Source organism: Thiobacillus sp. (assembly GCF_013693775.1).
Lineage (GTDB): Bacteria > Pseudomonadota > Gammaproteobacteria > Burkholderiales > Thiobacillaceae > Thiobacillus.
Map to the genome: position 1 here is coordinate 1,188,481 of NZ_CP059257.1, position 13,164 is coordinate 1,201,644.

At 61.1% G+C, this 13,164-nt stretch carries 13 protein-coding genes; 1 reads left to right on the forward strand and 12 read right to left on the reverse strand.

Annotated features, from left to right (window positions below):
- Nucleotides 1-38: 38 nt before the first annotated feature.
- The 8 genes from HZY77_RS05905 to HZY77_RS05940 all read right to left on the reverse strand — a co-directional run bounded on the left by HZY77_RS05905 (nucleotide 39) and on the right by HZY77_RS05940 (nucleotide 8,995).
- Nucleotides 39-548, reverse strand: coding sequence for a peptidylprolyl isomerase (locus HZY77_RS05905; protein ID WP_296819706.1), 510 nt, complete (start codon nucleotides 546-548; stop codon nucleotides 39-41).
- Between the two features lie 15 nt (nucleotides 549-563).
- Complete coding sequence (locus tag HZY77_RS05910; protein WP_296819708.1) at nucleotides 564-953, reverse strand: hypothetical protein; 390 nt, start codon at nucleotides 951-953, stop codon at nucleotides 564-566.
- A 67-nt stretch (nucleotides 954-1,020) separates the two neighbouring features.
- On the reverse strand, nucleotides 1,021-2,889 hold the full coding sequence (gene aprA, locus HZY77_RS05915) for an adenylyl-sulfate reductase subunit alpha (RefSeq protein WP_296819710.1): 1,869 nt from the start codon (nucleotides 2,887-2,889) through the stop codon (nucleotides 1,021-1,023).
- Nucleotides 2,889-3,371, reverse strand: a complete 483-nt coding sequence (gene aprB / locus HZY77_RS05920; RefSeq protein ID WP_296819712.1) for an adenylyl-sulfate reductase subunit beta — start codon at nucleotides 3,369-3,371, stop codon at nucleotides 2,889-2,891. Before aprB ends, aprA begins: the two co-directional genes overlap by 1 nt.
- Nucleotides 3,372-3,404: 33 nt before the next feature.
- Nucleotides 3,405-4,253, reverse strand: coding sequence for an adenylyl-sulfate reductase (locus HZY77_RS05925; RefSeq protein ID WP_296819713.1), 849 nt, complete (start codon nucleotides 4,251-4,253; stop codon nucleotides 3,405-3,407).
- 693 nt (nucleotides 4,254-4,946) lie between these two features.
- On the reverse strand, nucleotides 4,947-7,478 hold the full coding sequence (locus HZY77_RS05930) for a response regulator (protein WP_296819716.1): 2,532 nt from the start codon (nucleotides 7,476-7,478) through the stop codon (nucleotides 4,947-4,949).
- 50 nt (nucleotides 7,479-7,528) lie between these two features.
- On the reverse strand, nucleotides 7,529-8,596 hold the full coding sequence (locus HZY77_RS05935) for an HD domain-containing phosphohydrolase (RefSeq protein WP_296819718.1): 1,068 nt from the start codon (nucleotides 8,594-8,596) through the stop codon (nucleotides 7,529-7,531).
- 6 nt (nucleotides 8,597-8,602) lie between these two features.
- Nucleotides 8,603-8,995, reverse strand: a complete 393-nt coding sequence (locus HZY77_RS05940) for a response regulator (protein ID WP_296819720.1) — start codon at nucleotides 8,993-8,995, stop codon at nucleotides 8,603-8,605.
- Nucleotides 8,996-9,372: 377 nt separating this feature from the next.
- Here HZY77_RS05940 and dsrA point away from each other — a divergent pair, with 377 nt between their 5' ends.
- Entirely contained in the window at nucleotides 9,373-10,647 is a 1,275-nt protein-coding gene (gene dsrA, locus HZY77_RS05945; protein ID WP_296819722.1) for a dissimilatory-type sulfite reductase subunit alpha, read from the forward strand.
- Nucleotides 10,648-10,819: 172 nt separating this feature from the next.
- Here the strand turns inward: dsrA and HZY77_RS05950 are convergent, their stop codons facing one another.
- The 4 genes from HZY77_RS05950 to HZY77_RS05965 all read right to left on the reverse strand — a co-directional run bounded on the left by HZY77_RS05950 (nucleotide 10,820) and on the right by HZY77_RS05965 (nucleotide 13,108).
- On the reverse strand, nucleotides 10,820-10,957 hold the full coding sequence (locus HZY77_RS05950; RefSeq protein ID WP_296819725.1) for a hypothetical protein: 138 nt from the start codon (nucleotides 10,955-10,957) through the stop codon (nucleotides 10,820-10,822).
- A 36-nt stretch (nucleotides 10,958-10,993) separates the two neighbouring features.
- Nucleotides 10,994-11,437: a universal stress protein gene (locus tag HZY77_RS05955; RefSeq protein ID WP_296819728.1), complete on the reverse strand. Its 444-nt coding sequence runs from the start codon at nucleotides 11,435-11,437 to the stop codon at nucleotides 10,994-10,996.
- A gap of 232 nt (nucleotides 11,438-11,669) precedes the next feature.
- Nucleotides 11,670-12,062: a DUF302 domain-containing protein gene (locus HZY77_RS05960; protein ID WP_296819730.1), complete on the reverse strand. Its 393-nt coding sequence runs from the start codon at nucleotides 12,060-12,062 to the stop codon at nucleotides 11,670-11,672.
- Complete coding sequence (locus HZY77_RS05965; RefSeq protein ID WP_296819732.1) at nucleotides 12,059-13,108, reverse strand: c-type cytochrome; 1,050 nt, start codon at nucleotides 13,106-13,108, stop codon at nucleotides 12,059-12,061. Before HZY77_RS05965 ends, HZY77_RS05960 begins: the two co-directional genes overlap by 4 nt.
- Nucleotides 13,109-13,164: the final 56 nt, after the last annotated feature.

The window sequence follows — 13,164 nt, forward strand, 5'->3', positions numbered from 1 at the left end:
ACGAAATGGGGCTGGGAAACAGGCGGTTTCAACGCCATTCAAATGGGAACGGCACGACAGTTGTTCAGGTCAGGGGCTGCCTCCATCTTGCCGCCGTACCGGATTTCCTCGTCGGTGGCATCACGCACCAGCAGGATCTCCAGCTTGAAAATCACTTCCCGGCCGCACAGCGGGTTGTTGCCGTCTATCGTCACCGTTCTGGTGTCCACCCGGGTCACCAGAAAACTCCTGGTCTGGCCGTTGTCGTTTTCCATCAGGATGGCAGTGCCGACTTCACGGTAGGGCTCGGGGACGTTTGCGATGGCTTCGACAATCACCAGTGCTTCGTCCCGTGGTCCATAGATGTCGTTGCAGTCGATATGCACCTCGATGATGTCGCCCTCGGATTTGCCTTCGAGCGCATCCATGACCCGGGGCGACAGTATCTCGTTGACGCCATGGACATAGCCCAGCGGAAACTCGACCATCGTCAGCACCTGGCCTGTTTTCCGGTCGATGACCTTGTAGGTCAGTTCGACATATTTGTTGGCTTCGATGATGGCTTTCATGGGCGCCCCCATGTTTCAGAAAATGGAGGCGGCAAAGATGCGCACCTCGCCCTGTTCATAGCCCAGCACCAAACGCCCGAGCCATTCGCCTTCCTTCTTCGTGCTGCGGACCCGGTACAGCACCGTGACATGCTGGCCTCTGCGGATGATGCCCAGGTAGTCCCAGTCCGGGCGCAGGCTCCGGGTCAGCTCGCTGTTGGCGAACTGTTTGCCGAGCTCGATTTCATTGAGGCCGAACAGCAGGTCATAGGAAAACTTGCGGATGAATTTGCCGTATTGCCCCAGGTTGGAGTACTTGATCAGGTCGCGCCACATCGGGTGGGCGATCTCCAGTATCGCTTCGTCGCTGTGATCGACGATGTTGATCGAGGTCTCAGGTGCGGCCTGAACGACAGAAGTGGTCATGAGCAATTCCTTGTAGGGTCACGAAAAACACTGCGCAGGAACAGGCGGGTCTTCAGGGCGCCGCGGCTTACTCGTCCTTGCCGACCAGGTGGTAGCACGGGGCCTTTTCCATGGTGTATTCGCCGGTCTCGGGATCGCGACGCGATACGGTGAGGACGTGCCAGTTCGCGTCGTCGAGCTTCATCGCGTCTCCGCGGTAGTAGTACCCCGGCCAGCGGGTTTCCTTGCGGAACAGAGTGTGTTGCATGACCGCTTCGGAGGTGAGGTGGCGATGCTTCAGTTCCCAGGCGCGCAGCAGTTCATGGATGTCCTCGGCGGCGACCTTCTCCAGGTCTTCTTCCATGATCTTGAGTTNTTTCAGGCCGATCTGCAGCAGTTTGTCGTTGGTCATGTAGTTGACCGTCGCCCCTGCGCAGTACTCATCCATCAGCTTCTGCAGACGGTCCAGACCCTGCCGCGGGTTGATGTAGTTCGGATTGACGCTCCCCGCGGTGATTTCGTTGCGGTAGATCCGGTAATGCTCCATCGGCTTGTAGATCTCTTGGCGCCGGCGCTCGATCTGCTCGTCGGACACGTGAATGCCCTCAGCCTTGCCGTCGTCGATGTATCTGCACGCCGCCTTGGCGGCCAGCCGGCCTTCGGTGAACGGCCNCGACGAGAACGCGTGCGGCGTACCGCCGACGGCGTCGCCCGCGCCGAACAGGCCCTCGACCGTGGTCATGCGGTTGTAGCCCCAGTAGTATTCCGGCGGGGACACGTCCTCGGGGCCCGAACACCAGGCGCCGCAACCGGTCGCGTGCGAGCCCATCACGTAGGGCTCGGAGGTGGTCAGCTCCGGGTTCTCAAACTTCGGATTGACGTCAGTTGCGGCCCACAGCACGGCCTGGCCCACCGTCATGCCGAGGAAGTTATGCCAGCCGATCTCCTCGAGGTGCGGATCCTGAAAGGCCTCCATGGTCACCATGTGGATGGGGCCGCGACCGGCGTTCACCTCGGAGATGAAGGCGTGGTTGCGCAGACAGGTCGGAATCGGTTTGTGGGACAGATGCTGGCCTTCGGTATCGAGATATTCCTTGCCGACCATTTCGGTCAGCGCCGGGAACCACTTCGACTCGTACTCTTCGCCGTTGCAGTTCTGCGTGTAGGTCTTGAGGTGCAGGAAGTAGGCGCCCACCGGACCGTAGCCGTCCTTGAATCGCGCCAGCACGATGCGGTTTTCCATCTGGGTCATTTTCGCACCCGCCTGGATCATCAGGCCATAGGCCGAGCCAGACGACCACGGCGCGTACCAGACGCGGCCGGCGCCCTCGCCCACCGAGCGCGGCTTGAAGACGTTGGAGGCGCCGCCCGCGCCGACGATCACCGTTTTGGATTTGAAGACGTGGTAATCACCGGTACGCACGTTGAAGCCCACTGCCCCGGCCACGCGATTCTCCTTGGCGTCATCCATCAGAAGATGGGTGACGCAGATCCGGTTGTAGACCTTGTCGGCCGATTTCTTGGCGGCCTCGGCGACGATGGGCTTGTAGGATTCGCCGTGGATCATGATCTGCCAACGCCCCTCGCGCTGATAGTGGCCGGTCTTGGGGTCGCGCATGATCGGCAGGCCCCACTCCTCGAACTGGTGGACGGCGGAATCGACGTGACGTGCCATGTCGAACAGCAGGTCTTCGCGCACCATCCCCATCAGGTCCATCCGCGCGTAACGAACATGATCCTCTGGCTTGTTCTCGCCCCAGCGCGTGCCCATGTAACAGTTGATCGCGTAGAGGCCCTGAGCCACCGCGCCCGAACGGTCGATGTTGGCCTTTTCGGCGATGACGATCTTCTTGTCCTGCCCCCAGTAGCGCGCTTCCCACGCAGCGCCCGTGCCGCCGAGGCCCGCACCCACGACGAGGACGTCAATGTTGTCTTCGACCATCGTGTTGTAAGCCATCAGTAGACCACCCCTTCCTTCATCACCAGACCGTTCGATTCCAGTGTATGCAGATCGCCATCGTCCAGACGGATGTATTTGGGCTCATTGAACAGCAATTGGCTGTCACGCATCGCCTGGCTCGGCGCGGGCACAGCGGAGAGTTGCGGGATGTGCTTGCCCCAGGGTTTGGTCGTGATCGGCGCCAGCAGCTCCATGTCCTTTTCGCCGTTGCGGAACTTGATGCGCCAGGCAATGACGCCTTTTTCCTCGTCGCGCCGGACGCGCACCGAATGGCCCAGCGGCGCGAAGTCGGCGTAGCCGCGCACATCGATCGCGTCCTGCGGGCAGGCCTTGACGCACGAGTAGCACTCCCAGCACATGTTCGGCTCGATGTTGTAGGCGCGCCGGGTGACTTTATCGATGTGCATGATGTCCGACGGACAGATGTCGACGCAGTATCCACACCCGTCGCAACGCGTCATGTACACAAAGGTCGGCATGGTGTTCCTCTCGATTTTCCGGGTTCAGTGGGACTAAAAATGGTTGGGCGCTTCACGCTTGATGCCCAGTCCCATGTTGGGCGGGTTGGCGCCTATGTAGGCCGCGACATCGGGAAACCGCGCCTGCACGTCGGGATCCGACGGATCGTAGATTGCGGGCATGTTTTCCCTCGAACCATCCGCCTTGATGATCCGTTTCTGGAACGCTGCCGCGGGTTTGAAGAACATGTGCGCGAACTTGGACCAGTACACCGAGCCGAAGAGCAGCGTGCTGAAGGCGACGAACAGGACGAAGAACAGCATATTCAGCACGCCGGCGCCCATGGTGAAGGACCAGAGCAGCGCGAAGCTGGCCATGCCCAGCAGACCGATGATGAAAAGGTCGCCGCGCCCGTTCAGCTGATACCACTTGACGCCTTCGGAGGCGACGTCGACACGGATGCTGAACCAGAACCAGTACCCGCCCACGCACAGCATGGCCGCGCCCAGGTGCCAAAGCAGCGGCAGGACGGTCGGTGCCGGAGTTTCCGGGGTCGGATAGGCAAAGATCAGGATCGCCGTCGTGACGACAAAAATGATGAAGCCGTACATGGTGAAGAGATGCGAAACGCGGCGTTTGGGATTGTTGAATTCGCCCGAGGTCAGCACCTCCTTGGCGACGGTCTTCAAGGCCAGTGCGCTTTNTTCCCCGGCGCCGAGCATGCGTGTCGCGTTCTTTCTGGCCTGCCTGGCATTCTCGAAAAAGTACTGGGCACTTTTCTTGTGCAACATGTCGAGTATCGTCCCGACCACCACTAGAACAACCATCAGTACGACGTAAGCCTGCATGGCAGNTCGGGGGATGACGGCGGCGAGTTCGGCGAAAGGGTTGCTAGCGATCATGGGTTCAGGTCTCCTCAGGTCTCAAAAATACGAACACGAGCCCTTCGTATATGAAATAACTAGGCGACTACAGATGCATGTTGCAGAACACACCGCCCCGATGCCCCAAATCGCTATTCGCTGTTGTCCGATGATTGGGTATTCCTCGGCCGGCCCACATAGCGCAAGCCAGTTCATGCACCATAGGGCTGGCAAATTTATTTTCAAGGAAAATGTTGTCGGCCGAGAATAAGAAGCGGCGAACGTCGGTGGTTCTCAATGCGGAGATTTTCTATTCGCCTCATCAAGCAAGCTTCTTATTCGCGGCTTAACAGCCCGTTGCCGGCGCCAGCCCGCATGGTGTCAGACGAAACTTACGACAGTATCGGCATGCTCCGACAGGTCTGTTATCCATATTCGGCGGGTGAGAAGCGCCGGCGGGCGTCGATCCCGACACTGGCAACATCGCAAGATCCGCGACGCTGAGATTGATTTTAAAGACAATCTGGCCGGCTAGCCGAGTTGGGCCACTCGGAGTGGATCCCCGTTGCCAACCTACCGAATGCGAGTGGCTCTTCAGACCGAGTTCGTTTCCAGCGTCAGCAAAGCACGTGACACCTGCCGTTCAATCACCCTGAGGGCACAGGTGACTAGGTGTCTCTGCCGAACATGCGCCAGCCAACACTCTCAAATCATGCACTCTTCTGAAGGTTACTACAGCGGGACAAACTGCCTGCGGCCCAGCGCCCGCCACACTTCGCTCATGAAGCGGCGCTGGTTGAAATCCGACTTTTCCATGATCTGGGTGACGCGGCCGTTCAGCGCGTGCCGGTCCTCCTCCGTCAGCAGCTTGGCAGTGAGGATAAGGATGGGGATCTTGGCCGTTTCGGGATGCGCGGCGAGCGCTTCCACCACGTCGAAGCCGCTCACCTCCGGCATCATCAGATCGAGGATGATCAGACTGGGCAAATGGGTTTTCGCCATCGAAATGCCTTCGGCCCCGCCAGACGCCTGCAGCACCTTGAAAGGGAGGGATCTCAGGTAGGCCATGGCGAGTTCGACTGCATGCGGATCGTCGTCCACGACCAGGATGGTCCGCGGTTCGTCGGTTTCGTCGGTGCGCCCGAGCCCGAGCCGCTCCAGCGCGGCATCGAGGCCATCCTTCAACACGGGCTTTTGCAGCACCTCGGCGGCCCCCAGCGAGAAACCCTTGCTGCAGTCGGCGACGATCGACATGATGACCACGGGGGTCTGCGCGAACTGGGGGTNCTGCTTGATCCGGGCAAGAAGCTCCCAGCCGTCCATGTCGGGCAGCAGGATATCGAGACTGATAAGGTCGGGCCATGGCGGCTCGTTCAGCATGGAGAGCGCGATCTGGGCCGACGCCGCGCGCATGACTTCGCAGCCGTTGGCCTCCAGTTGCATGCGGATGAGATCGGCCGCCTGATTGTTGTCTTCCACCACCAGCACCCGCGGTGCTTCCGCCACCACCGGCGTGGCATCGGGCCGGACCAGGATGGCCTGCCTGTCCGCTTCGCCGGGCGTGTCGCGGTAAGGCAGCCATACCGTGAAGCGGCTGCCGCGGCCGGGCAGGCTGGCCACCCGCACGGCGCCGCCATGTAGCTCCGCCAGCTTGCGTACCAGCGCCAGACCCAGACCTGTTCCTTCGAAACGGCGAGAAAGCGAACTGTCGATCTGGACGAAAGGCTGAAACAGCCGCGCCATGTCGTCCGCCTCGATGCCGATGCCGCTGTCGGACACGTCGATCTGCAGGAAGGCATCGACGTTTTCGGGAAGCGGGGTGCGCACCTCGGGCAGGTCGCCCGCCCGCTGTAACGCCGCCTCGCGCGTCACCACGCCGGCATGCAGCGTGACCGCGCCGCCTTCCGGCGTGAATTTGACCGCATTGGAAAGCAGGTTGTAGACGATCTGCTTGAGCTTGCGCGGATCCAGCCAGCACGGCGCGATCTCCTCGGGCACGTCCAGCTTCAGGCTGATCCGGTGCGCCAGCGATTTCTCCTTGACGATGGAGAGGCTGCCGCCCAACAGGGGAATGGGATCGGTCTTCTCCAGTTCCAGGTGCATCTTGCCCGCCTCGACCTTGGACAGATCGAGCACGTCGTTGATGAGTGCGAGCAGATGCTGGCCGCTGTCGAAGATGTCGCACAGATACTCGTGCTGCTTGTCGTTCAGTTCGCCGACCAGGCCGTCGCGCAACACTTCCGAGAAGCCGATGATCGCGTTGAGCGGCGTGCGCAGTTCGTGGCTCATGCTGGCCAGGAATTCGCTTTTGAAGCGGGTCGACTCCTCGGCGGCCTGGCGCATCTGGATGAGCAGGCTTTCCTTTTCCTTGGCGGCGCTGATGTCGTTGATCATCCAGATCGCGCCGTCCGGATAAAGCTCGGGATCCAGCGGCTTGTGGACGACGTGCGCCCAGAACGGAACGGCCTGGCGCTTCAGCTGGATTTCGGTATCGAATAGCTCGCTCGGCGCACGTTCCTGCCCGGGGTCGCCCCATAGCGTCCCGTTTCCTGCCGGCTGCAGCAGCGAGCCGATCGGCGTACCCGCCAGCGCGTCGGGCGAAACCGTGCCGAACAGGTCGGCCGTCTTGGGATTGGCGCGCACGATGCGGTTGTGGGTGGAAAACACCACACCCACCTGGATGTTGTCGAGGATGGTTTCCAGCTCCAGGGTGCGCTCGCGCACGCGCTTCTCGAGTTCCGCGTAGACCTGGACGTTCTCCAGCGCGACCGCCGTCGTGTCCGCGAGCGCCTGCAACACCTTCACCTGCTCGGGGCTCGGCTGATGCCGCTCTGCCCAGTAGTTGCCGATGGCGCCCACCGGATCCAGGGTGCGGATCGGCACCATCGCCAGGCTTTTGACGAAAGTGGGGCGGTAGGCATCGGCGGGAATGCGCGAATCGGCGTAGATGTCCTCGATCACGGCAGGCTGCCGGTTCAACATGGCCCAGCCGCTGATGCAGACATCCATGGGAAAACGCTGCCCTTTCCACAGGGNGCTGATCGCATCCTCGTCGGCGTAGAAGCATTTGTCGCCGTCGCGCAGCACGAAGGTTGCACCGTCGGCGCCGGTGAGCGCACGCGCCGCATGCTTGACGATGTCCATCACCGTGGCCAGGTCGCGCGCCATCGACAGGCGTTGCACGACCTCGACCAGCTGTTCCATCGCATGGCCATACCACAGGGCCCGCTCCCGGGCGTTTCCGGAGTTTGTCGATTCTGTCATGGCGAGGTCCGTGTCGGGGTGATCGGAGAGATGGGTGCGCGCGCCATCGCTCAGTCGGTGTGCGATTGATAGATGTCGTTGAATACGTCGGCACAGCGGATAAACGCGGCCAGCACGGCAGGATCGAAGTGGCTGGGGTGGGTCCGCTCGTCGCCCTCGACGATCAGGCTGAAGGCCTGCTCGTGGGTAAAGGCGGGCTTGTAGGGGCGTACGCTGCGCAGCGCATCGTATACGTCGCAGATCGCCATGATCCGCGCTTCCAGCGGGATGGCGTCCCCCGCGAGCCGACCTGGATAGCCGCTGCCATCCCATTNTTCATGGTGATTCTGGGCAATGGCCGCACCCATCCGGGTGTAGGGCGAGGTGGTCTTCCCGCCGCCCAGGATCCTGGCGCCGAGTTCGGCATGGGACTTCATGCTCTCCCACTCCACCGGATCAAGGCGGCCGGGCTTGAGCAGGACCATATCCGGCACGCCGATTTTCCCGATGTCGTGCAGCGGGCTCGCATGATAGATCGTCTCGACGAAGTCCTGCGGCATCCCCAGTTGTCCGGCCAGGTGCTTGCAGTAGTGGCTGATGCGGCGGATGTGCGCCCCGGTTTCCTCGTCGCGGAATTCCGCTGCGCGCAAAATGGTGTAGAGCGTGTCGAACTGGCTTTCGACGAGTTGCTCGGTGCGCTCCCTCACCTGCACTTCCAGCGTGTGGTTGTAGTTGGTCAGGAAATCGCTGTATTCCTTGAGCCGCAAGAGGTTGCGGACGCGCACCCACAATTCCGCGCGGTCCACCGGCTTGGTGAGGAATTCCTCGACACCGCTCTGCAGGGCGGCCAGCCTCGATTCGCGTCCCGACAGGGAAGTCACCATGATGATGGGGATGGCCCGGGTGGCATCGGCAGCCTTGAGTTCCGCCGCGACCTGGAAGCCGTCCTTGCCCGGCATCATGGCATCGAGCAGGATGAGGTCCGGCTTCTCCGTCGTCGCCCACTGGAGGGCGGCTTCGCCGGTCTGCGCTTCGAACGTGAGATAGCCTTCGGATTTCAGCAGCAGCGAGAGATGGGCCCGGTTCTTGGCGTCGTCATCGACGATCAGGATGGTTTNTTGTATGACGGCGGCGTCCATGTGTGCCTATTCTCCCTGCAGGTCCACGGTCGCGCCGGCGGGAAGCGCGGCTGCGATCGTTTCGAGAAACGTTCGGTAATTGAAGGGTTTGGCGATATAGCCGTCGCAGCCCGCCGCCCGGATCTTGTCCTCGTCGCCTTTCATGGCAAAGGCCGTGAGCGCAAAAACCTTGCTGTGCCGCAAGCCGGCATCGGCCTTGATCACTTGGGTGGCAGCGAGTCCGTCCATCCCGGGCAGCTGAATATCCATCAGGATGATGTCAGGCCGATGCATCCGCGCCAACGCGATTCCGGCTTGCGCGTCGCTCGCCTGCAATGTCGTGTATCCGGCGTTTTCCAACAAAAAGCTCGCCAGCTTCATGTTGTGAGGGTTGTCTTCGATGATCAGGACAGTTGCCACGGCACATTTCCTCGGCCTTCCGGTTCGGACTGTTCCCCGCTTTGATTTTTATTTTGGTGTTCGTGTCGATACGTCCGGCAAGACCGGCACACGCTTCGATTACAGCACAGCATAGGCCATCTCATCAAATCGACTGCCGGCGCAACCACCACCATGCCGTTTACGGCTTCAGGGACTGTCATCTAAATAACGGCCCAAGCACGCGACATGGAAAATGGCGTTGGCACGACGACAAGGTTAAACAAAAACAACGCCTTATCACTCCACCTACCCATTTGGATAATCCCGAGAAAATCACTCAAGTATTGTCTATACTGGAGAAGGTCTTCCTTATTCCCTGGAGACTGCCATGTCTACTCGCCCTCCATGACACCCCCATGCTCGACCAGCTTGAAAGCGGGCCGTGGCCGAGCTTTGTAACCGGCCTCAAGCGCCTGGCCAAGGACAACGACATGATGGTTGACCTGATCGGTCAGCTGGAAACCTCGTACGAAACCCGCAAGGGTTACTGGAAAGGCGGTACGGTCGGCGTGTTCGGCTATGGCGGCGGCATCATTCCGCGCTTCACCGAACTGAAGGACGAAACCGGCAAGCCGCTCTTCCCCGAGGCCGCCGAATTCCATACCCTGCGCGTGCAGCCGCCCGCCGGCATGCACTACACCTCCGACCTGCTTCGCAAGCTGTGCGACGTGTGGGTCGACAACGGCGGCTCGGGGCTGATCGCGTTCCACGGCCAGTCCGGCGACATCATGTTCCAGGGCGTCAGCAGCGAAAACGTGCAGGCGGTGTTCAACGGCCTCAACGAGATCGGTTTCGACCTCGGCGGTGCCGGCCCGGCGCTGCGCACCTCGATGTCCTGCGTCGGTTCGGCGCGCTGCGAAATGTCGTGCTTCGACGAAGCCCGCGCGCTGCGCACCGTCATCAACAACAACCTGGACGACATGCACCGTCCGTCCCTGCCCTACAAGTTCAAGTTCAAGTTCTCCGGCTGCCCGAACGACTGCGTCAACGCCATCCAGCGCTCCGACATGGCGACCATCGGCACCTGGCGCGACAACATTCGCATCAACGAGACGCTGGTGCAGGACTATTATAAGGTGCACGGCATGCACGACCTCTACAACGATGTAGTCGGCCGCTGCCCGACCAAGGCCATTACCGTGGTGCCGGCCGATCAAGTGCAGGCGGGCGAACACACCTCGGTGGCGCATCTCGGCGACGGCAACGCCCTGTGCATCGACAACAAGAACTGCGTGCGCTGCATGCACTGCCTCAACGTCATTCCCGGCGGTCTGCTGCCCGGCAAGGACAANGGGGTGTCCATCCTGGTGGGCGGCAAGGGCGTGCTGAAGATCGGCGCCACCATGGGCAGCGTGATCATTCCGTTCATGAAGCTGGAAACCGACGAGGACTTCGAGAAGCTGAACGAACTGGCGCGCAACATCCTCGACTTCTTCGCGGAAAACGCGCTCGACCACGAGCGCACCGGCGAAATGATCGAGCGGATCGGGCTCGCCAACTTCCTCGAAGGCATGGACATCCCGGTCGATCCCAACATGATCAAGGAGCCGCGCTCCAACCCCTACTTCCGCTCCGACGACTGGGACGAGCAGGTAGCCAAGTGGGTGGAATACAAGCAGAAAGCGGCCTGAGCGGGACCGATATGGCCGCATGACGTCGCCTGCGCTTGCGCGGGTTCCGAGTTGTCTGATGGGCTAGTAGGCCGGCATCACAGCCCGACAAGCTGGGCGTGCAGTCCTCGTTCCTCGAAGCGATGGAGCAGGCTGGACGCCCGCGTGGCGTCCGTATCGTAGACCACCATGATCATGTGTGTTTTTCCGGGCGATGTCCCACCGAGATCACGCCCGCATCATGGCGAATGCCTTCCTCAAGGCGATACAACGCCTCGTCGTCGAGCGTTTCGTTGATGTGTACAAGCACGTCATTCAGCCTTGCGTTCATCTTGCTCTCCTTATCGCGAATGGGAGAAAAGCACGGCTACTTGCCGCGAACGAGCAGGACCGGCTTGCTCGCCACGCGCACGATTCCCTCGGCGACGCTTCCCAGGAACAGGTGGCTCAGACCGCGCCGGCCATGCGTCCCGACCACGATCAGATCGGCGGGCCAGGCGTCGGCTTCGCGCGCCAGGACATCGGGGATGCGATCGCCCAACCTGTCCAGTTCGATCAGCCGGGTATCGGCCTCGACGCCGGCCTCGGCTGCCGTGGAAGCCGCCTTGCCGAGTAGCGCTCGCCCGCTGGCGGCCAGCACGTTCCAGAGTTCCGCCGTGTTCGGGAATTCAGACCAGTTGAGGTTGACTTCATCCACCACGTTGACAATGCGCAGGCGCGATCCCGCCGCCCTGGCGAATTGAATGGCCTCGTTCAGCGCCAGTTCGGAAGTCTGGCTGCCATCGATCGCCACCAGAATGGACTTGTACATGATGCACCTCTCTCACGTGCGTGCGTCCGGGGAAGCCGGGGCGCCTCGCAGCCATCAGCCCTCTTCATGACAGGCTGCAGACCGTGTGAATTCATCATAGTCCATTGATTTCCGTCCGACGCTGCCGGGTGGCAAGCGCGGGACGGCGGACGCTGCGTTTACGAGTTGGCACCCTCGCGCAATTCGTCCATGATCTCATCCATGTCCTTTTCCCAGCGTTCCAGCACGGGCTTCAGCGCCGGGTCCGGGAAAACTGCTGCAGCGCCTGCGGATGGCTCGCCACCAGGATGGCCTGCTCGCCTTCCGCAAAAATCGTGATGTTCAGCGGCAGGAAGGGAATCAGTTCGGGATGGGCGGCCGTCACCTGCCGCACTTCATCCAGCTTGCCGAAATACACCACGCGGTACATGTCGCTCTTGAATTCGCGCCGGGCCAGGTTCTCGTTCACCTGCTGCAGGCGGGTGATCGTATAGCCGCGGGACGAAATGGCGCTTTGCAGCAGCGTCATCGCCTCGGGAAAGGGCGCGTTCACGCGCGCCATGATCAGGTCTTCCGCCAAGGCGGGCGAACCGAGGGCAAGCAGCGCCAGGACAGCGACGCCCATTTTCTGCATCAGCGTCTTCATAGCGTCGACTCCTCCATGATGGCGGTGTAGTTCTGCTTCATCTGTTCGCACAATTCATTCAACTCGGAATTGTTGAACAGCCGGCTCAGCACCTTGGGGTTGACCGACATCACCTGGACCTTGCCGTCGGGTTTTTCCAGGATGGTGATGCGGCAAGGCAGGAACATTCCCACGCGCGGATCGATGGCCAGGGCCTGGTTGAGCAGGCTGATGTTGCAGAAATAGACGATGACCTGTTTCGGGTTTTCGGTTTCCGGCTTGGTCAGGCCATATTCCAGCGTCTGCACCCGTCCATAGAAGAAGTTGTGGGTGGTCACCGCCGTCTTGACGTTTTCCACGGTGGTTTTCAGGTCATAGGGCGAGTCGCGAACGATCACCGGAGTCTCCGCCTGCAATACCTGCGCCGAGCCTGCAAGCGGTTGCTTCTCGAAGCTGCGTACGTAGCTGACGATGTCGTCGATGTCTTTTTCCTTGAGCCCCTGCTTGAGGAAGGACACCATCGGCGTGCCTGCGCGCCCTTTCATCAGCGTGGCCTTGATCATGGCGTCGGGCGCTGCAGCCAGGAAGCCGGGGTTATGCAGCGCGGGCGCCATGATGGGCAGGTCGCGCGGCCGCGAGAAGGTCACCCCGGTGCCTTNTGCGCCTTCGCCATTGACGCCGTGGCAGGCGACGCAGTATTTCTGGAACAGCTGCTTGCCGTGTGTCGGATTGCCCTGTACCGGCTTGTCCGAATAGGTGACGGCCGGTCCGTGGTTCCAGGAGCGCACATAGCCGACAATGGCGTCGATTTCGTCTTCCTTCAGGCTGGAAAAGGTCGGCATGACCCGGCCCGGACGGCCCAGGTGGATGGTCTTGCGCAGATAGTCGTCGCTGATGCTGGCCTGGAACGAAGGCAGCGCCAGGGGAACACCGATGCCGCCCGTGCCTTTTTCGCCATGACAGGCGGCGCAGTTGCGCGCATACAGCTTGGCGCCGTTCAGATCCGCCTGGGCCTGTGAGCAGCCCAACCCGCCAAGCAGGATCAATGCAAATAGACGAAGCAGCATGAGCGTTTCTCTCCGTTCAATAAGAATACATAAATATCTTAATATTTATTCTAAAC